Source organism: Synechococcus sp. CS-1332 (assembly GCF_025127995.1).
Classification (GTDB): Bacteria; Cyanobacteriota; Cyanobacteriia; order PCC-6307; family Cyanobiaceae; genus Cyanobium.
In genome coordinates, this window is the sequence record NZ_JAHLYP010000014.1 from 1 (window position 1) to 19,057 (window position 19,057).

20 protein-coding genes are annotated in these 19,057 nt (G+C 69.4%); 5 read left to right on the forward strand and 15 right to left on the reverse strand.

All coding sequences use genetic code 11. The features are described from left to right. Positions 1-1,562 (forward strand): gamma-glutamyltransferase (gene ggt / locus KQ305_RS02325; protein ID WP_259723839.1); only part of this gene is annotated, 1,562 nt, incomplete at its 5' end. A gap of 3 nt (positions 1,563-1,565) precedes the next feature. Here ggt and KQ305_RS02330 read toward each other — a convergent pair. Both KQ305_RS02330 and KQ305_RS02335 read right to left on the reverse strand, forming a co-directional pair. Further along, positions 1,566-2,096, reverse strand: coding sequence for an HdeD family acid-resistance protein (locus tag KQ305_RS02330; RefSeq protein WP_259723840.1), 531 nt, complete (start codon positions 2,094-2,096; stop codon positions 1,566-1,568). A gap of 56 nt (positions 2,097-2,152) precedes the next feature. After that, on the reverse strand, positions 2,153-2,533 hold the full coding sequence (locus KQ305_RS02335; protein WP_259723841.1) for a hypothetical protein: 381 nt from the start codon (positions 2,531-2,533) through the stop codon (positions 2,153-2,155). A 131-nt stretch (positions 2,534-2,664) separates the two neighbouring features. On the opposite strand from KQ305_RS02335, the gene KQ305_RS02340 reads away from it, so the two are divergent. Beyond that, a complete protein-coding gene (locus KQ305_RS02340) occupies positions 2,665-3,432 on the forward strand; it encodes a potassium channel family protein (RefSeq protein ID WP_259723842.1) in 768 nt (255 codons plus the stop codon). Here KQ305_RS02340 and KQ305_RS02345 read toward each other — a convergent pair. Further along, a complete protein-coding gene (locus KQ305_RS02345) occupies positions 3,360-4,844 on the reverse strand; it encodes an NAD(P)/FAD-dependent oxidoreductase (RefSeq protein ID WP_259723843.1) in 1,485 nt (494 codons plus the stop codon). The genes KQ305_RS02340 and KQ305_RS02345 overlap by 73 nt on opposite strands. Positions 4,845-5,045: 201 nt before the next feature. Between KQ305_RS02345 and KQ305_RS02350 the strand changes: the two genes are divergently transcribed. Beyond that, entirely contained in the window at positions 5,046-6,011 is a 966-nt protein-coding gene (locus KQ305_RS02350; protein ID WP_259723844.1) for a metal ABC transporter solute-binding protein, Zn/Mn family, read from the forward strand. On the opposite strand, the gene KQ305_RS02355 is transcribed toward KQ305_RS02350, so the two are convergent. From KQ305_RS02355 to hemL, 10 genes are all read right to left on the reverse strand, one after another. Continuing rightward, positions 5,983-6,504 carry a 3'-5' exonuclease gene (locus tag KQ305_RS02355; RefSeq protein ID WP_259723845.1) on the reverse strand — a complete coding sequence of 174 codons (522 nt, stop codon included), beginning with the start codon at positions 6,502-6,504 and terminating at the stop codon, positions 5,983-5,985. The genes KQ305_RS02350 and KQ305_RS02355 overlap by 29 nt on opposite strands. Positions 6,505-6,575: 71 nt before the next feature. Further along, complete coding sequence (locus KQ305_RS02360; RefSeq protein WP_259723846.1) at positions 6,576-7,151, reverse strand: hypothetical protein; 576 nt, start codon at positions 7,149-7,151, stop codon at positions 6,576-6,578. Positions 7,152-7,232: 81 nt separating this feature from the next. Further along, on the reverse strand, positions 7,233-7,574 hold the full coding sequence (locus KQ305_RS02365) for a hypothetical protein (protein ID WP_259723847.1): 342 nt from the start codon (positions 7,572-7,574) through the stop codon (positions 7,233-7,235). A 482-nt stretch (positions 7,575-8,056) separates the two neighbouring features. After that, positions 8,057-8,971 (reverse strand): ion transporter, encoded by a 915-nt coding sequence (locus KQ305_RS02370; protein ID WP_259723848.1) that lies wholly within the window; start codon positions 8,969-8,971, stop codon positions 8,057-8,059. A 17-nt stretch (positions 8,972-8,988) separates the two neighbouring features. Beyond that, the gene (locus KQ305_RS02375) at positions 8,989-9,705 is read right to left on the reverse strand and encodes an ABC transporter ATP-binding protein (protein ID WP_259723849.1); all 717 of its coding nucleotides are present in this window, start codon (positions 9,703-9,705) and stop codon (positions 8,989-8,991) included. Further along, positions 9,702-10,547: an ABC transporter ATP-binding protein gene (locus KQ305_RS02380; protein WP_259723850.1), complete on the reverse strand. Its 846-nt coding sequence runs from the start codon at positions 10,545-10,547 to the stop codon at positions 9,702-9,704. Before KQ305_RS02380 ends, KQ305_RS02375 begins: the two co-directional genes overlap by 4 nt. Continuing rightward, the gene (locus KQ305_RS02385) at positions 10,544-11,455 is read right to left on the reverse strand and encodes a branched-chain amino acid ABC transporter permease (RefSeq protein WP_259723851.1); all 912 of its coding nucleotides are present in this window, start codon (positions 11,453-11,455) and stop codon (positions 10,544-10,546) included. Before KQ305_RS02385 ends, KQ305_RS02380 begins: the two co-directional genes overlap by 4 nt. A 5-nt stretch (positions 11,456-11,460) precedes the next feature. Further along, positions 11,461-12,390, reverse strand: coding sequence for a branched-chain amino acid ABC transporter permease (locus tag KQ305_RS02390; protein ID WP_259723852.1), 930 nt, complete (start codon positions 12,388-12,390; stop codon positions 11,461-11,463). A gap of 7 nt (positions 12,391-12,397) precedes the next feature. After that, positions 12,398-13,597: an ABC transporter substrate-binding protein gene (locus tag KQ305_RS02395; protein WP_259723853.1), complete on the reverse strand. Its 1,200-nt coding sequence runs from the start codon at positions 13,595-13,597 to the stop codon at positions 12,398-12,400. Further along, on the reverse strand, positions 13,594-14,922 hold the full coding sequence (hemL, locus tag KQ305_RS02400; RefSeq protein ID WP_259723854.1) for a glutamate-1-semialdehyde 2,1-aminomutase: 1,329 nt from the start codon (positions 14,920-14,922) through the stop codon (positions 13,594-13,596). The genes KQ305_RS02395 and hemL overlap by 4 nt, the downstream gene beginning before the upstream one ends. 144 nt (positions 14,923-15,066) lie before the next feature. On the opposite strand from hemL, the gene KQ305_RS02405 reads away from it, so the two are divergent. Both KQ305_RS02405 and KQ305_RS02410 read left to right on the forward strand, forming a co-directional pair. Beyond that, on the forward strand, positions 15,067-16,548 hold the full coding sequence (locus tag KQ305_RS02405) for an FAD-linked oxidase C-terminal domain-containing protein (protein WP_399230406.1): 1,482 nt from the start codon (positions 15,067-15,069) through the stop codon (positions 16,546-16,548). A gap of 53 nt (positions 16,549-16,601) precedes the next feature. After that, positions 16,602-16,895 carry a hypothetical protein gene (locus KQ305_RS02410; RefSeq protein WP_259723856.1) on the forward strand — a complete coding sequence of 98 codons (294 nt, stop codon included), beginning with the start codon at positions 16,602-16,604 and terminating at the stop codon, positions 16,893-16,895. Positions 16,896-16,904: 9 nt separating this feature from the next. On the opposite strand, the gene chrA is transcribed toward KQ305_RS02410, so the two are convergent. Next, on the reverse strand, positions 16,905-18,254 hold the full coding sequence (chrA, locus tag KQ305_RS02415) for a chromate efflux transporter (RefSeq protein ID WP_259723857.1): 1,350 nt from the start codon (positions 18,252-18,254) through the stop codon (positions 16,905-16,907). Then, positions 18,251-19,054 carry a class II glutamine amidotransferase gene (locus KQ305_RS02420; RefSeq protein ID WP_259723858.1) on the reverse strand — a complete coding sequence of 268 codons (804 nt, stop codon included), beginning with the start codon at positions 19,052-19,054 and terminating at the stop codon, positions 18,251-18,253. The genes chrA and KQ305_RS02420 overlap by 4 nt, the downstream gene beginning before the upstream one ends. Between the last annotated feature and the right edge of the window lie 3 nt (positions 19,055-19,057).

Sequence of the window (19,057 nt, forward strand, 5' to 3'; positions counted from 1 at the left end):
CCGTCACCCTGCCCCAGGCCGGCAACCTGGGCGGCGGGGGCTTCCTGCTGCTGTGGCTGCCGGGGCCCTCGCCGGCGGCGGCGCGGGGCTGCCTGGCCGCCGGGGTTCCCGGTGTTGCCACCGGTGAGGGCCCGGAACGGCGCCTTGGCGGCGGCACGGCGGTGGCCGTCAATTTCCGCGAAACCGCCCCCCAGGCCGCCCGAGCCGAGCTGTTCCTGGGCGCCGATGGCCAGGTGGACCGGGCCCGGGCCACCCGCAGCCTGCTCAGCACCGCCGTGCCCGGCACGGTCGCCGGCCTCACCCTGGCCCAGCGCTGCTACGGCCGCCTGCCCCTGGCCCAGGTGATGGCGCCGGCGATCACCCTTGCGGAGCGGGGCTTCCCGGTGAGCAAGGAGCTGAGCGATTCGTTGACTGTCTCAGCTCCCCTGCTGCAGGCGGACCCCACCTCCCGCCGCCTCTTCCTGCCGCCGCCGCCCCCGGGGACGCGGCTGCGCCAGCCGGCCCTGGCGGCCACCCTGCGGCGCATCGCCGCCGAGGGGGAGCGCGGCTTCTACCGGGGGCCGGTGGCCGACGCCCTGGTGGCTGCCATGGAGCGGGGCGGCGGCCTGATCACCCGCGCCGATCTGCGCGCCTACCGGGCCCGGCTGGTGGCGCCCCTGCAGGGCCGCTTCCGCGGCCATCAGCTGCTCACCATGCCGCCGCCTGGCGGTGGGCTCACCCTGCTGCAGATCCTGGCGATCCTCGAGCCCTTCGACCTGGCCGGCAGTGGCCTCAACGCCGCTGCCACCGTGCACGTGATGGCGGAGGCGATGAACCTGGCCTACCGCGACCGCAATGCCCTGCTGGGGGATCCAGAGCAGGTGCCGGTCCCGGTGGAGCGACTGCTGTCGCCGGCCCACATCGAGGGCCTGCGCCGCCGCCTCGACCCCCATCGCCATACCCCGGCCCCGCAGCTGGAGGCGGCCTCCGGCCGGGAGGGCACCAACACCACCCACCTGTCGGTGGCCGACCGCCAGGGCGGGCTGGTGGCCCTCACCACCACCTTGAACTTCCCCTATGGCAACGGCATCAGCGTGCCGGGGCTGGGGTTCCTGCTCAACAATGAAATGGACGATTTCACTGCCAGAGCGGGCAGCGCCAACGCCTTCGGCCTGCGCCAGGGGGCGGCCAACGCCATTGCCCCCGGCCGCAGGCCCCTCAGTTCAATGGCCCCCACCCTGCTGTTCCGTCCCGATGGCCGCCCCTGGATGGCCACCGGCAGCCCCGGCGGAAGCCGCATCATCACCACCGTGCTGCAAGTGCTGCTCAACCGGGTGGTGCATGGCCTCAACCTGGCCAGCGCCGTGGCGGCGCCCCGGATCCACAGCCAGCTGTGGCCCGACCGGATCGATCTGGAGCAGGGCGTGAGCCCCGACACCCGCCGACTGCTGGAGGCCATGGGCCACACGGTGCGCCTGGCCCCATCCATGGGTGCCGCCAACAGCGTTGAGGTGCTGGAGGGTGGCGGCAGCCTGGGGGCGGTGGATCCCCGCCGTGCGGAGGGCCCGGCTGTGCCCGAATGAGCCTCAGGCCTGGGGCGCGGCGGGTGCCTCAGGAGGGGTGGCGGTGAGCAGGTTGAAGGCGGAGAAGGCCAGGCCGAAGCCGAACAGGGTGCCGATGGCCCAGATGCTGTCGGAGGGCCACTCGGCAATCAGCATCCCCCCCAGGACAACAGTGACGATCCCATCGAGCAGCACCAGGCCCCGGGCCGGTCCTGCGCCGGCGGCGGCGCCCGCCAGCTCCATCACCCCCTCGACAGCCAGCAGGACGCCGATGAAGAGCGTCAGGCTCACGGTGCTGGCCACCGGGAAGGCCACCAGGCCGATGCCGCCCACCACGTACAGCACCCCGGAGATGGCGCGAAACACCTTGCTGCGGGTGTCATCGGCGGAGGTGAGCCGCAGCAGCTGGGAAGCGCCCGCCGCCACCGACACCCCACCGAGGGCGATGGTGAGCAGGGTGGCCGAGACGAAAGGCAGCGCCAGAGAGAGGACGGCCGCCACAAGCAGCAGGCCGGCGGTGAGCCAGCGCAGGGTGGGGGAAGCGGGGACGGACAAGGGGTTGGGGAAGCTGGTGGGACGTTAGGCCGCATTGCCGGCGGAAACCGCCGCGCTCATCGGGGCGGGCCGTTGAAGAGGATGGCCACCACCCGGCGACCGTCCGGGGCGATCTTGATCTCGGTTTCCGTGGTGGCCGGCAGCCCCTTGGCCTCCCAGCCGGGGGGGCCTCCCAGGAAGCGATAGACGAAGCCATCGGCATCGCTGCGCACCAGGCAGGGGTTGGTGGCCGCTGAAGTCGTGAACATGCAGTTGGCCGGGGTGTAAACCGTCAGACCGCCGTTGCTGAGCACGGCCGCGTTACGGGCCAGGTTGAGGGCCCGGATCTCGTTGAAGGGGAGCCCCTGGGCCAGGGCCGGGGCCAGGGGGGCCATCGCCAGCAGGAGCCCAGCGGCGGCAGGGAGCAGGCGGGTCGCGGGCCGGAAGCGGAACGTCATCGGAGTCCTTGCGGATGTCTCCAGTCTCAGGGCGCCCACGGGATTCGCGTCTCAGGGCCGCTGGGCGCCAGAAAGCCGCTGGGCACCGCAGAGACGCGTTCTACCTTGTCGTTTCTGAGTTCATGGCCGCCGTGATCCGACCTCTGGCAGCGCTGGCGACGCCGGAAGGTCTGACGCGACGGCGACACCGTTTCTACCGCCGGCTCCTGGTGCTGTGTCTGCTGGTGATGCTGAGCCTGGCGTTTCCCGGGACGCTGCGTCTGGCAGGTTCCAGCGGCTACTTCCTGATCACGGTCCTCACCACCGTGGAGCTGAGCGGTTTCCTGGCCGGCCGGGTTGGGCGTACCTGGAGTGATCGGATGTTCCTGGCGCTGGGATGCGCCAACCTCCTCTCCCAGTTGTTGTGGTTGCTGACGCCTGAGGGACGGCGCCTGTCCGGGGTTCCCCTGCTGCTGATCACCACACTGTTCATCGGCTGGAGCCTGGTGCGGCTGGTGCGGGTCCTTGGCCGTGAGCCCCGGGCCACCCAGGCGGTGGTGAGCGGTGCGGTGGCCGGCTACCTGCTGCTCGGCCTCAGTGGTGGCCTGGTGCTGAGCGTGCTGGAGACGATCCAGCCCGGCAGCTTCCTGGCCAACACCGCCGATGGCCAGGCCGCCATCGTTCGCCCCGATGCGGGGGTGGCCACTCGCAGCGTCTGGGAGCTGGACTTCGCCCGCATCAACTACTTCGCCTTCGTCAGCCTCACCACAACCGGTTACGGCGACATCACCCCGGCACGGCCACCGGCGCGCATGGCCAGCGTGGTGCTGGGGATCACCGGGCCGCTCTATATCGCCGTGATCCTGGGGGTGCTGATCAGCCGATTCAAGGGCCCGGAGGGGGGAGCCTCCGGCGACTGAGACAGGCCCCCCGGCGGCACGGCCCGCTCCAGGCCCACATCGACGCCGAGGTGCTGGTCGGGCCTGCCGGTGATCAGCAGCGCCGTGCGCTGGCGGGTGGCGATCTGCCACATCCATTTGCTGAACAGGGCGATGCGGTTCTCGGTGTCGGGGATGAAGGCAAGGTGGGCCAGGGCCCAGAGCACCCAGCCCGCCAGCCCACTCACGTGCAGGCCGCGCAGATCGGCCACCGCATACCAGGGGCCGATCACGGCCATGCTGCCGAGATCGAACCAGCGGAAGGGCTCGCTGCGGCGCCCCTCGAGGCCCGCCAGGATGTCGCGCGCCACCCAGGCGCCCATCTGCACGGCCGGGCCCGCCATGCCCGGCAGCACCTTGCCGTCGCCGGTGTGGGCGTAGTGGCAGAGGTCGCCCACCGCCCGGATCTCCGGATGACCCGGCAGCGAGAAGTCGGCCTCCACTTGCAGCCTGCCACCCCGATCGACCGGGGCGCCGGTGCGTTCCTCCAGCAGCCGGCCAAGGCGAGAGGCTCGCACCCCGGCGGTCCAGCAGATCGTGGCGGCCTCCAGGTCGCCGATTCCATCGCCGCCGGCGTTCGCCTCGCCAGCGGAGACGTCCGAGGGGCGTTTGAGAATCACCCGGCCGGGCTCGATCGCCGCCACCATCGTGTTGAGGCGCAGCTCGACGCCGGCCCGCTCCAGGTAGGCCGCCGCATCCTTGGAAAGATTGGCGGCCATCGCCGGCAGCACCCGGTCGACCGCATCCAGCAGGATCACCCGGCACTGGTCACGATCCAGCTGTTTGAAGTCCCGGGCCACAGCGCGGTGCATCAGCTCGATCAGTGAGCCGGCCAGCTCGCAGCCCGCCGGCCCCGCCCCCACCACCACCACCGACTGAAGGAAGCGGCGCCGCTCGGGGTCCCGGGTCTGCTCGGCCTCCTCCAGGGCCATCAGCAGCCGGCGGCGGATCTCATCGGCGTGCTCAAGGATCTTCATCGGCGGGGCCAGGGGGCGCCATTCCTCGTGACCGAAATAGGTGCTTCCCGAGCCGCTGGCCAGGATCAGGTGGTCGTAGGCATAGCGGTGGTCGTTGAACACCACCTCCCTGGCCTCGGTGTCGATGTCGACCACCTCGCCCAGCAGGATCTGGATGTTGGCGGCCTCCCCCACCATCTGGCGCAGGGGCGAGGCCACGTCGGCCTCCGACACCAGACCGGAGGCCACCTGGTACAGCAGGGGCTGAAACAGGTTGAAGTTGCGCTTATCGATCAGGGTGACGCGCACCGGCTTGCCGGCCAGGGCATTGCAGGCCTTGAGCCCGGCGAAGCCACCGCCCACGATCACCACGTGGGGCCAGGCGCGCATGGCGTCCAGGGGCGGATCCAGCTGGAGGAAAAAGCGTTCCGGGGCCATCTCACGCCATCCTCACAAGGCAACCGTAGGCAGCCCGCCATGACGGGGGGGTAGTGAAGGACGCGGTTTGCGTTGAAGCGCAGACGCAGATCCGGTGGCTGCTAACTTGATAATGATTCCCAAACCCGGCTCTGACACGCCAGGTCCCTGCCCCATGGCCTCCGGAGGGGATCCGTGAACCCGTTCCGGAGGTTTTGCCCCATGAGCCCGTTCCCATCCCCTCGTCCCCTGCTGGCCCTGGCCGTGGGTCTGTCCTCCTTCCTGCTGGCGTGCCGTCCGGCGGTGGAGTCAGCAGCACCCCAGGCCGGCCGCGCCGATCGCCCCAAGGTGGTGACCACCTTCCTGCCGATCACCCTGTTCACCCGCGCCGTGGCCGGTGACTGTGCCGAGGTGACAGCCCTGATCCCCGCCGCCAGCGGCCCCCACGATTTTCAGGCCAAGCCGGGGGATGTGGCGGCCATCAGGAACGCCAGGGTGCTGGTGAAGAACGGCCTGGGCATGGAATCGTTCCTCGACAAACTGGTGCAAGGCGCCGAGAACCCCACTCTCAAGGTGATCGATTCCAGCCGGGGCATCGCCACCCTGGAGAGCACCGACGAGCCCGGTGGGGAGCACGCCGATGGCCTCGATGACGATCACGACCACGGCCCGATCAATCCCCACATCTGGCTTGATCCTGTCCGCGCCGCCCAGCAGGTGGACAACATCCGCGATGGTCTGATCGCGGCCGATCCGGCCTGCGCCGAGGGCTACCGACGCAATGCCGCCGCCTTCAGCGGCGAGCTGCGCCAGCTCAATACGGAGTTCGCCAAGCAGCTGGCCCCGTTCCGGGGCAAGACCTTCGTGGTGGTGCATGACTTCGCCCCCTATGTCGCCGAGCGCTACGGGCTCATGGCTGAGCACCTCGTGGATGTGCCCGAGCAGAACCCCTCCCCGGCGGATCTGGCACGGGTGGCGGACACGGTGAAAAACACCCAGCTCAGGGCGCTGCTCAGCGAACCCCAGCAGGGCAACCGTTCCTTCAACGCCCTGGCCGGGGATCTGGGGATCCGCATCAGCGTCTTCGATCCGATGGAGGCCGGCACCGAGGAGGCCTCCAAGATCCCGGCCACCTATGGCGCGGTGATGCGCCGCAATGTCACCGACCTGGTGAGGGCGTTTCGCTGACCGCCGCCAGCACGATGTTGGCGCAGGCCTCGGCATCGGAGAGGGCGTCGTGATGCTGGAGCGCTAGACCCAGATGGCGGCACACATCCGGCAACTTGGTTGGACGAAGGTTCCAGGCCTTCCTGGCCACCTGCACCGTGCAAACAAAGGGTTGGCTTGGAGGGCGCAGCCCGGCCTGATCGCAGCAGGCCCGCATCACACCGGCATCAAAACTGGCGTTGTGGGCGGCGATGAATCGCGCCCCATCCAGGCAAGACGCCAGCTCCGGCCAGAGTTCAGCGAATGTGGGTGCCTGGGCCACCTGCGACCAACTGATGCCGTGGATGGAAGTGAAGAGGAACGTGCGCCGCGGCGGGCGAATCAACCGGTGCTCGCGGTGCACGATGCTTCCCTCCTCAACGCGTACCAGGGCGATCGAGCAGGCGCTGTCCCGGCCCTGATCCGCGGTCTCGAAATCCAGGGCCACGAAACAATCCTGCTGAACATCCCTCAAGCTCGTGCGATTCGATGCGGCAGGCGATCGCTGGAACTGGGGCATGACGGGCGGCGTTCTCTCGTTGCTGTTCACCGGAGGCGTCGGTTTGTCGGGGGGGCGTGTTCGGATGGAGTGGATACGGGTGCTCCGACGTCCAGCCTGGCCGCGGCCCCGTCCTTGGAGACGACAGCGCGGGGAGCACCGCCAAAGATCCAGCGCAGACCACCACCGTAGCTGAGTTCATTGATATCTCTCGGGAAAGAGCCCCCCACTCCGGCGTAGAGGGAGAACTGATCGAAGGTTTCCAGTTCCACGTTCAGGGCAACGTTTAGGCCGATGGCCCCACGGTTCTGCCCCAGCACATTGATGGCACCAAGGGCCGGCATTTCGGCGAAGGACGCCGTCAGTCGGTGCTCCTCACTGGGATGGGTGCCGGCAGAAAAGTCATGGTCGTAGCCCACCGCCAGCCGGGGGATCAGGCGTGTATGGCTGGCCAGTTGCAGGGGTGTTTCCAGTGTGAAGCCGTTGCCAATCCAGTTGGCCGAGGCGATGCGGTTAAGGCTGCTGAAAGACTCTGGACCAGCTGTGAACTTCCGAACCAGGAACTCTGCCGGAAGTCCGTGGCTCCATTGCAGCCGCACAGGATCGTGCCAGGAGCGAAACACTGAGAGAGATCGACGGTATAGATCGTGCCGTCAACGTCACTTCCAGCGGTGCGGCAGCGGCAGGCCATCGGTAGAAGCCGGCTACTGCACTTGTCTGACTTCGATGCTCGCCATGTCCAGTTGGTTGCTGGCCTTGCAGGTGGCAGAACCCTTGCCAGTGCCTCCATTCGTGTCCCGGCTGGAGAATGTCCACTCGAAGCTGCGTTGGGCCCCATCAGCGCTTGTCTCAGTAAAGCCGCTGACCAGTTTGTAGCTGGCTGGATAAAGGAGTTTGTTCTTCACAAGTTTCTCGCAAGCCGCCTGTTGCTCCGGTCGTCGGTCTTTGATCAGGGTGGCAGGTGATGGTGGGGTTGAAAAGGCAAACTTGCCCAGCAGCCCCACACTGGCCATCAGGATCACTCCCGTGGAAAAGAACAGGGCCATGACCCACCGAGGTTGTCCAGCTCCTTGTGCTCGTCGGAAGTGCAGCAGCCTGGGCAGCTGGCCAGATCTTCGGCTCTGGGTTTTTCGGGTCAGATTCGGTTTGCGTGGCTTACGCAGCCGCCTGCGTCGCTTCAGCCACGACGTCAATGGATTGCTCAGATCAACCATTGCGGTGGTCTGCTGAGTGGCGGAGGGGAGGCCATTCCATAGGAATGAATCTGTGGATCATCAATGATTACCTTCCAGCAAGGTTCGGGACATTGGCAGGCCTCATCAACTCAAGCTTTCCTCCCCCATCACAGGGGGTCGTATGGGGCCGTGGAGAGATCGGCTCAGATGGGACATTGTCCTTGTGCCGACCCCATTGTCAAGCCCGAAGATGGTTCCTTCAGGGGCCCGCTTGCCGTTGCTCGGATCGATGATCGAGCAGGACCATCCGCCCGCAGGCCTCTGCTCAGGAAGGGGAAATCCGGGAACTTCGCCTAGAGCCCAGCACCGCAGTACTTGCAGTGAAGTGCATCGGTGTCATGGCCGTTCTTCCTGCAGTCCCCACACACCACCGGCCTGGGCGGCTCCTGTTCCTGGGGGGAGGGAGAATCAGCCGATGCGCTTGCTGTGGGTTCGGGCGGCCGCAGTACCGAGAGGCCGATCTCGGCGCTTAGGATACCGGTGGGCACAGCGATGATGCTGTAGCCGATCAGCATCACAACTGAGGCCATGAAGCGCCCCAGCGGCGTCACCGGGGCCACGTCGCCGTAGCCCACCGTGGTGATGGTGACGCAGGCCCAGTAGATGCCCACCGGGATGCTGCGGAAGCCGTCATTGCCGGCCTCGATCACGTACATCAGGGCGCCGATCACGATCACCAGCGTCACCATCGCCAGCAGGAACACCGTGATCTTGCGCCGGGCGGCGATCAGGGCGCTCCAGAGCAGCTCCGCCTCCTGCAGGTAGGCCCCCAGCTTCAGCACCCGGAATACCCGCAGCAGCCGCAACACCCGCACCACCAGGAACAGTTGCCCCCCGCCGATCAGCAGCCCCAGGTAGGTGGGCAGAATTGCCAGCAGATCCACCACCCCGAAGAAGCTGGTCGCGTAGCGCCGCGGCTCGGCGACGACCAGAAGCCGCAGCAGGTATTCGAGGCTGAACAGCAAGGTGAAGCCCCATTCCAGCCGCAGGAAGGTGGCGGACCAGCGCTGCCGCAACAGCGGATCGCTCTCCAGCACCACCGCCAGCACACTCAGGGCAATCGCCAGCATCAGCAGGGCGTCGAAGACCTTGCCGGAGGTTGTTTCCGTTTCGAGGATTGTGCGGCCCAGCCACGGACGGCCGACGAGTCGCACCAGCCCCAGGGCCAGGACGACCAGGCCGGCCAGCAGCAGAGGCAGCAGCAGCATCCCTTGATCCACTCCCCTTATCCGCTCCCCAGGTAAGTTGCCCGCAGAGCCTCGTCGGCGAGCAGGGCGTCGGCGCTGCCCTCCAGGCTGATGCTGCCGCCCTCAAGCACCACGCCGCGGTCGGCGATCTCCAGGGCGGCGGTGGCGTTCTGCTCCACCAGCAGCATCGACAGCCCCTCCCTGTGCAGCGCGGCCAGGGCGGCCATCACCTCGGCCACCAGCTTCGGCGCCAGACCCAGGCTGGGCTCATCCAGCAGCAGCAGGCTGGGCCGGCCCATCAGGGCCCGGGCAATCGCCAGCATCTGCTGCTCGCCCCCGGACAGGTTGCCGGCCAGCTGGCGGCGCCGTTCCGCCAGGCGGGGGAAGAGGCCGTAGCAGCGCTCCAGGTCGGCGGAGATGCCGGCCCGATCGCGCCGCAGCCAGGCGCCCAGCTCCAGGTTGGTGGCCACGGTCTGCCGCGCCAGCACCCGCCGCCCCTCCGGGCAGTGGCCGATGCCGAGCCGCACCGTGCGGTGGGTGCGCATCCCCGCCAGGTCGGCGCCGCGCCACAGCACCTGGCCGGCGGCGGCGCCGACCAGAGCGGAGATGGCCCGCAGGGTGGTGCTCTTGCCGGCGCCGTTGGCCCCCAGCAGGGTCACCAGCTCGCCCTGGTGCACCTGCAGATCGAGGCCCCGCAGGGCAGTGAGGGCGCCGTAGCGCACCGTGAGCTTGCGCAGCTCCAGCAGCGGCGTCATCGCCCCTCTCCAGCGGCGCTTCCCTGGCCGCCGCCCGAACCCCCACCCGAACCCCCCAGGTAGGCCTCAATCACTCGCGGATCCGTGCGCACCTCGGCGGGGCTGCCCAGGGCGATCCGTTCGCCGAAGTTGAGCACCGCCAGCCGGTCGCAGAGGCGCATCATCAGCGGCACGTGGTGCTCGATGATCAGCACCGTCAGGGCGAAGTGGTCGCGGATCCGGCTGATCAGCTGCCGCAGGTCGTCCTTCTCGGCCGGGTTCATGCCGGCGGCGGGTTCATCCAGCAGCAGCAGCCGTGGCGCCGTCGCCAGGGCCCGGGCGATCTCCAGCCGGCGGCGGTCGCCGTAGGGCAGATCCCCGGCCCGCTGCTCGGCCAGGGCTGCCAGCTCCAGCAGCGTCAGCAGCTCCATGGCCCGGGCCTCCAGCCGCTCCTGGTGGCGGCGAAAGGCGCCATTGCCCAGCAGGGCCCCCAGCAGGGGGGCGCGGGCGGCGTGGTGCAGGCCCACCAGCACGTTCTCCCGCACCGACAGGCTCTCGAACAGGCGCAGGTTCTGGAAGGTGCGGGCGATGCCGAGCCGGTTGAGGCCGCACGGCCCCAGTCCTGCGGTGGGCACACCCCGCCACAGGCAACGGCCGCCGCTGGGGGTGGTGAGGCCGGAGATCACGTTGAACAGGGTTGTTTTGCCGGCGCCGTTGGGTCCGATCAGGCCGAAGATCTCGCCTTCCGCCAGCTCCAGACTCACCTGATCGAGGGCCAGCAGGCCGCCGAAGCGGCAGCTGATGGCCTCCACCTGCAGCAGGGGTGTGGTGGCCGCGGTGGAGCCATCGGGGCTGGCGCTCATGGGGTCTGCGGCGCCTGGTGGCCCCGGCCGCGGCTACGGCCCAGCACGGCGGCCAGTCCCCGCAGCCGCTCCGCCGTGACCAGTCCCTGGGGAAAGAACAGTGGTCCGAGCAGGATCACCGCGCCGAACAGGATCAGGCGCAGGTCCCCCACCGGTCGCAGCAGCTCCGGCAGGGCGGTGAGCGCCAGGCCCCCCAGCACCGGCCCCAGCCAGAACCGGGAACCGCCGAACACCACGAAGGCCAGGGTGGTGATGCTGGCATCGAAGCTGCCGGCCCGGGCGTTCCAGGAATTGAAGAAATGGGCCGCCAGCGCCCCGGTGATGCCGGCGAGCACGGCGCTGGCCACGAAGGCGATCAGCTTGGTGCGCGGCGTGTCGATGCCCACGCTGGCGGCCGCCAGTTCGTCGTCGCGGATGGCGGCCATCGCCCGCCCCAGCCGCAGGGCCTCCAGCCGCTGGCACAGCCAGCTGGCCACGGCCAGCAGAGCCAGGGTGAACAGCACGTAGCCGCCGGCGTGCTCGAAGGGCTGGGGGATGCCGAAGATGCCCATGGCCCCGCCGGTGAAGGGCAGGTTGAGGTTGAGCACCCGCAGGATCTCCACCAGGGCGATCGTGGCGATGGCCAGGTAGATGCCCCGCAGCCGCAGCACCGGCCGGCCGATCGCCAGGGCGATCAGGCCCGCCAGGGCCCCGCCGAGTGCCATCTCCGCCAGCAGGGCCGGCAACGGCGAGGTGGCGCCGCTGCCGGCGAAGGCGGGAACGCCGGTGGAGAGCAGGGCGGCCACGTAGCCCCCCACCGCATAGAAGCCCGGGGTGGCCAGCGACAGCTGGCCGCAGCGCAGGGGCAGGTAGACCGAGAGCGCCAGGAGGGCGCCGAGCAGCATCTGTTCGAGCAGGGCGGCGTCCATGGTCCTCACACCTTGGTGGGCAGGGGCCGGCCCAGCAGCCCCCGGGGCCGCAGCAGCAGCACCAGGAACAGAAAGCCGTAGCTCACCGCATCTTTGTAACCCGACCAGTCGGCCGGCACGAAGGCTTCCGCCAGGCCGACGATCAGCCCCCCCAGCACCGCCCCCGGCACGCTGCCCAGCCCGCCCAGCACCAGCACCGCCAGGCCCTTGAGGCCGTAGCCGATGCCGAAGTAGGGCCCGGCGATGCTGACGCTCAGCCCCACCAGCCCGCCGGCCACCCCGGCCAGGAAGCCGCTGAGCCCGAAGGCCAGACGCACCATCGCCGTGCTGTCGATGCCCAGCAGCTGGGCGGTTTCAGGGTCTTCGGCCACCGCCTGCAGACCCTTGCCGTTGCGGCTGCCCTCCAGCCAGAGGGTGAGCAGGGCCAGCAGCAGCACCGCGATCCCCAGCAACAGCGCCTGCACCGTGCGTACCCTCGCGCCCAGCAGGGGGAACGAGGCCGGTAGGCCGCCGAGGGCACCCGTGGGGATGGCATAGCTTTCGGCTCCCACCAGCAGCTGGATCAGGTTCACCAGGATCACGCCGGCCCCGAGGCTGGTGATCAGGGCCAGCAGCGGGTCGGCCCGGCGGCGGCGCAGGGGGCGGAACGCCACCCGCTCCACCAGCAGGGCCACCAGGGCCGCCCCCAGACCCGCCAGGGGCAGGGCGCCCCAGAAGGGCAGGGCGACGGGAAGCTGGAAGCCGGCCAGCAGACCGTTGGCCCCCACGGCGCCGCCGATCAGCAGGTAGGTGAAGTAGGCCCCGAGGGTGAACACGGCCCCATGGGCGAAGTTGATCACCCCCAGCACCGAGAACACCAGGGTGTAGCCCAGGGCGAACAACCCATAGACCGCCCCCACCGAAAGACCGTTGACCAGGATCTGGATCAGGTCCACCCGGTGATCACTTCAGCAAGGCGAAGCGTCCGCTGCGCCCGCCAGGATCCATGCGCACCTGGGCCACGAAGAACTGGCTCTGGATCACCTCACCCTCCGGGGTGAAACGGATCTCGCCCAGGGGGGTGGCATAGGTGCCGGCCAGGATCTCCTGCATCAGCTGCTTGCGGGCCGCCGCCAGGGTGGCGCCGGCCAGGGGCTGGCGTTTGTCGAGGCGCACCAGGGCCTCGCCGATCACCTGCAGGGCCGTGTAGGCCTGGGCGGTGAGCTGGGGCGGGATGGCGCCCCCCTTGGCCGCCTGGAAGGCCTTCAGGAAGGCCGCATTGGCGGGGGTGTCAAGTTCGGGGCTGTAGGCCTGGGCGATCAGCAGCCCGTCGCAGTATTTCTGGCAGATCGGGTAGATGTTGGGGGTGTTCATGCCGTTGCCGGCCACGATCAGGCCCCGGTAGCCCAGTTCCCGCAGCTGGCGGATCAGGTTGCCCCCATCCACCGCCTGCAGCGATAGCACGATCAGATCAGGCTTCTCCCGCAGGGCCGCGCTGATCTGGTTCTGGAAGTCCTGGTCGTTGAGCTGGGTGCGCTGCACCGTCACCGGATCGAGCCCCCGCTCCTTGAGGGCCTTCTGGAAGATGGTGGTTTCGGCGGTGCTGTAGGCGTCGTCCTGGGCGTAGAACACCGCCGCCCGCTTCAGCCCCGGCTGGATCTTCAGGGCCTGTTCGATGGCCAGGGGCGCGATCACCGAGCTCTGGGCCGACACCCGGCTGATGAAAAAGCCGATCTCCGGGATGCCGGTGGCCGTGTTGGAGGGGGCCACCACTGGAACACCGCGGCGCTGGGCGATGGGGTCGGCGGAGAAGGCCTGCTGGGAGAGGGTGGGGCCGATCAGGGCCAGCACCCCCCGGTTGATCTGCAGGGTGAAGGCCGCGTTGGCCCCCGGTTCGTCGCTGCCGCTGTCCTCCAGGGCCAGCTTCAGGGGCTTGCCGTTGATGCCGCCGCCGCCGTTGCGCTGCTGCAGGGCCAGCTCCAGGCCGATCTTCTGGTCCTGGCCGTAGACGTTGGCGTTGCCGGTGAGGGCCAGCACCGCACCCACCGGCACGCCGCCGGCCACGTCGAGGGGCTGGTTGCCGGGATCGGAGGCACAGCCTGCGAGCAGCAGGGTCAGGGTCAGCAGCCCCGTGCCGACCCGCAGGAGACGACCGACGCTCACGCCAGCGAGCGGAAGACGTCGCGGAAGGCGGCGATGGTCGCGTCGATGTCGGCGTCGCTGTGGGCCAGGGAGGTGAAGCCGGCCTCGAAGGCGCTTGGTGCCAGGTAAACGCCGCGCTCAAGCATGCCGCGATGCAGCCGGCCGAAGCGGGCCGTGTCGGCGGCCTTGGCCTGCTCGAAGTTGTGCACCGGCCCCTCGCAGAGGAAGAAACCGAACATGGCGCTGATGTTGCCGCCGCAGCAGGGAACCCCCGCCTCGGCGGCGGCGGCGCGGATGCCGTCGCTGAGCCGGCGGGTGATCGTCTCCAGCCGCTCGTAACTGCCGGGTTGTTTCAGCAGCTGCAGGGTCTTGATGCCGGCGGTCATGGCCAGGGGATTGCCGCTCAGGGTGCCGGCCTGATACATCGGCCCGGCGGGCGCCACCATCGCCATGATGTCGGCCCGGCCGCCGTAGGCCCCCACCGGCAGACCGCCGCCGATCACCTTGCCCATGGTGGTGAGGTCCGGGGTGACGCCGAAGCGGGCCTGGGCGCCGCCGTAGGCGATGCGGAAGCCGGTCATGACTTCGTCGAACACCAGCAGGGCGCCGTTCTCCTTGGTGAGCTCGCGCAGACCCTCAAGGAAGCCGGGCTCGGGGGTGATGAAGCCCGCATTGCCCACCACCGGCTCGAGGATCACCCCGGCGATCTCACCGGGGTTGTTGGCGAACAGCTCCTTGACGGACTCGAGACAGTTGTAGGGAGCGGTGAGGGTGCTGGCCGTGACCGCCCGCGGCACCCCGGGGGAATCGGGCAGGCCGAGGGTGGCCACGCCGGAGCCCGCCTTGACCAGGAACATGTCGGCGTGGCCGTGGTAGCAGCCCTCAAACTTGATCACCTTCTCCCGGCCGGTGAAGGCGCGCATCAGCCGCAGCACCGCCATGCAGGCCTCGGTGCCGGAATTGACGAAGCGCACCATCTCCACCGACGGCACGGCGGCGATGACCAACTCGGCCAGCTCGTTCTCCAGCACGCAGGGCGCCCCGAAGCTGGTGCCCTTCTCCAGGGCCTGGTGCAGGGCGGCGATCACCTCCGGGTGGCTGTGGCCGCAGATGGCGGGGCCCCAGCTGCCCACGTAATCGATGTAACGGTTGCCGTCCACGTCCCAGGCGTAGGCGCCCTTGACCCGGTCGAAGACGATCGGCTGGCCGCCCACCGATTTGAACGCCCGCACCGGCGAGCTGACGCCGCCGGGCATGAGTGTCTGGGCGGCGGCGAAGATCTCCTCGGATCGGGTGGTGAGGAGAGCAGGGGCCGAGGTGGGCGCTGATGGGGTGGCCGAACTCAAGGCGGGATCCGCAGAAGGTGGAGGCATTCGTTTCCCATCCTGACCCAGAAGGGTGCCGGGGTGCCTGGCCTCAGTAAGTTCGGAAGCAATGCCCCTCCTCCCCCGGCCCACAGGAGCCCCTGCGTGACGATCGACTGGGCCGCGATGGAGCGCCACTGCCGCGCCCTGCTGCCGGCGCGGGCGGTGGTGGCGGCGCCCCAGGAGCTGCTGGCCTACGACTGCGACGGCCTCACCCTGCATCGGGAACAGCCCTCGCTGGTGGTGCTGCCGGAAACCACCGCGCAGGTGGCCGCCGTGCTGCGCCTCTGCCACGCCAAAGGCGTGCCCTTCGTGGCTAGAGGCAGCGGCACCGGCCTCTCCGGTGGCGCCCTGGCGGAGAACGGCGCCCTGGTGATCGCCACCACGCGGATGCGCTCGATCCTGAAGGTGGATCTGGCCAACCGGCGCATCACCGTGCAGCCGGGGGTGATCAACGGCTGGGTCACCCGGGCGGTGAGCGGCGACGGCTTCTACTACGCCCCGGATCCCTCCAGCCAGGTGGTGTGCTCGATCGGCGGCAATGTGGCCGAAAACTCCGGTGGGGTGCACTGCCTCAAGTACGGCGTCACCAGCAACCACGTGCTGGAGATGGAGGTGGTGCTCCCCGACGGCACCATCACCACCCTGGGCAGCGGCCTGGCCGAGTCCCCCGAGCTCGATCTGCGCGGGGTGTTCATCGGCAGCGAAGGCACCCTTGGCATCGCCACCGCCATCACCCTGCGGCTGCTGCGGGCGCCCCAGAGCGTGGCGGTGCTGCTGGCCGATTTCACCGCCATGGAGGCCGCCGGCGAGGCGGTGCGTCTGGTGACGGCGGCCGGCGTGCTGCCGGCGGGGATGGAGATCATGGACAACTTCACGATCAACGCCGTCGACGATCTGTTCGGCCATGACGAGTACCCCCGCGATGCGGCGGCGGTGCTGCTGATCGAACTCGACGGGCAGGAGCGGGAGGTGACGGCCGCCGTGGAGATCGCCGGTGAGCTCTGCCGCCGGGCCGGCGCCCGCACGATCCGGCGGGCCTCGAGTGAGGTCGACCGGGCCCTGTTGTGGAAGGGCCGCAAGTCCGCCTTTGCCGCCGTCGGCCGTATCACCCCCACCTATTACGTGCAGGACGGCGTGGTGCCCCGCAGTGCCCTGCCCGCCGTGCTGGCGGCGATCGAGGCGCTGAGCCGCCGCTACGAGCTGCCGGTGGCGAACGTGTTCCATGCCGGTGACGGCAATCTCCACCCCCTGATCCTGTATCGGGCCGACGAGCCCGGCGTGATCGAGCGGGTGCAGGCGCTGGGGGCCGACATCCTGCGTCTCTGCATCGAGGCCGGCGGCAGCATCACCGGTGAGCATGGGGTGGGTAGCGACAAGCGCTGCTACCTCGACTGGATGTTCGCCCCCGACGACCTGGCCACGATGCGGCTGGTGCGAGAAGCCTTCGACCCGGCTGGCCTGGCCAACCCCGGCAAGATCTTCCCCACCCCGCGCAGCTGCGGCGAATCGGCGCGGCGCCAGGCCTCGTCGCTCAGTGTGCGGCTTGACGGGCCAGTCAGCGATGGCGTTCTGACGCCGAGCCTGGAGCCCCTGGACGTCTTCTGATCCTGGCTGAGGCGTCGGATCTACGTTGAAGGGCCTTCCACGCTCCGCGCTCCATGAACATCCGTCTGGTGGCCATCCTGGGTGTGGCGGCTGTGCTGGTTGCCTCGACCCCCGCCCGGGCCCAGGCGCAGGCACCGGTCGTCAACCTGGTGGCCAAAAGGGTGGTCGAGCGTTTTCAGAAGTCCAGCTGCGAGCAGCTGTGGGCGGCCCGCAGCGAGCGGCGTGGGTCGCAGGAACAGCGGGTGCTCGACATGCTCAATGACGAGCCCCAGATGCGCCAGGCCTTTCTCGATCAGATCTCCGGTCCGGTGATGAACAAGCTGTTCGTCTGCGGGATGATCCCCTGAGCCACCCACTCAGCCACCCGCGGTGAGCCACCAGCGTCCCAGGCCCACCACGGTGGCGGCGCCGATCACGGGCAACGCGCCGAGGCCCCGGCCCAGCAGCACCACAGCCGCCAGCAGCATCAGCACTGCGCCGCCATCGAGGCGGCCTGCAGGAGCCAGGGCCGGTCCGGCCAGGTAGAGCGCCAGGCTCAGGATCACCCCCACCACCGCGGCGGTGATGGAGGTGAGGGGGGCGCCGACGCGCAGGTCCTCGCGGCTCGCTTCCACCAGGGGACCTCCGGCCAGGATGAACAGGAAGGAGGGCAGGAAGGTGAACCAGACCACCACCAGGCCTGCCACCACCCCGGCCGAAAGGGTGCCGCTGGCGTTCCAGCCCCCCATGAAGCCCACGAAGGCCACCACCATGATCAGCGGCCCCGGCGTGGTCTCCCCCAGGGCCAGGCCGTCCACCATCTGGCCGGCCTCCAGCCAGCCGTAGGTCTCCACCGCCCCCTGGGCCACGTAGGGCAGCACGGCATAGGCGCCCCCGAAACTGACCAGGGCCACCTTGGTGAAGAAGCGGGCCATGGTGGCCAGCTGGCCATTCCAGCCGCCCGCCAGGCTCAGCAGGGTCAGGGGCAGGCCGAGGGCCACACCGCCCCCCAGCAGGGTGAGGGCGAGGCGGCGCCAGTGGAAGCGGGCGTGGGCGGGGGTCGGCGTGTCGTCGCCGTGCAGGGCGATGCAGGGTGTGGCGTCGGCCGTCGCATCGGCAGTGGCGCTGGCGACGTGTCGCGACGGGGCCTGGAACAGGGCCGGTCGCAGCCGGCCACCAATCCAGCCCACCAGGGCCGTGGCGATGATCAGAGCCGGGTAGGGCACCCGCCCCACCGCCAGGGCCAGGCAGGCCGCCGCCGCGATCAGCAATAGCGCCGGGTTGTGGAGCGTGCGCCGCCCCAGCCGCCAGGCGGCCTGGAGCACGATTCCGAGCACTGCCGGTTTTAGTGCCCAGAACACCGCCACCAGAACCGGCAGCTGGCCCCAGAGGGCATAGATCGCCGAGAGGCCCAGCAGCACCAGCACCGAGGGCAGCAGGAACAGGCCCCCGGCGATCAGGGCGCCGCCCAGGCCGTGCATCAGCCAGCCGAGATAGGTGGCCAGCTGGGTGGCCTCCGGCCCCGGCAGCAGCATGCAGTAGTTGAGCGCGTGCAGGAAGCGCCGCTCCGACAGCCAGCGCCTCCGCTCCACCAGCTCGGTATGTAGCAGGGCGATCTGGCCGGCCGGCCCGCCGAAGCTGACCAGTCCCAGCTGCAGCCAGAAGCGGGCGGCGGTGGCGAGGGGGACCGCTGGCGATGACGCCGGTAGGGAGGTGGCCGGGGTCATTCGATCTCCGTTGCTCGACCCATCGGATCGGTGTGGCGGACCACCTCACCGCCTCGCAGCAACAAGGCCTCCCCGGGATCCAGGGGGATCCAGCGCTCATCGGTGGTCAGGGGTTCGGTGCTCACGATCGTCACCACGTCGTTGGGGCCGGCAAGCTTGGCGAAGTCGACGCTGAGGTCGTCGTCGGCGAGGGTGGCCCTGGCGAAGGGAGCCCTGCGGGTGATGCGGTGCAGCTTGGTGCTGGCGTAGGCAAAGAGCCAGCGGCCGTTGCTGATCAGGCCGTTGAAGATGCCGGTGGCGGCCAGTCGGCTGGAGGCGACCGCCAGGGCCTCGAACAGTCCGGCTTCATCCTCCGCATCAAGGCCAGCCCGCTCAAGCTCCCCGAGGATCCAGCAGAAGGCGGCCTCGCTGTCGGTGGAACCTTCCGGACGGAACACGGGCGTTTCCGGCAGTGGCCCTTCGAGGTGGCCGTTATGGGCGAACACCCACTCCTGGCCGTGCCAGCGGCGATGGAAGGGGTGGCAGTTCTGAAGGGCCACCACACCCTGGGTAGCCTTGCGGATGTGGGCGATCGAACAGTGGGCCTTGAGGTCGAGGGCCGCCACCTGGGCGGCGATCTTTGAGAAGGCCGCCGGGGCGTCCTCCCGGTACAGATACACGCCGCGGCCGTCGGGGTCGAAGCTGGCCACCCCCCAACCATCCCCATGGCAACCGGTGGCTCCGCCCCGGCGGGTGAGGCCATGGAAGGAGAAGCGCATGTCGGTGGGGGTGTTGGCGCTGAGGGCCAGCAGTTCGCACATCGT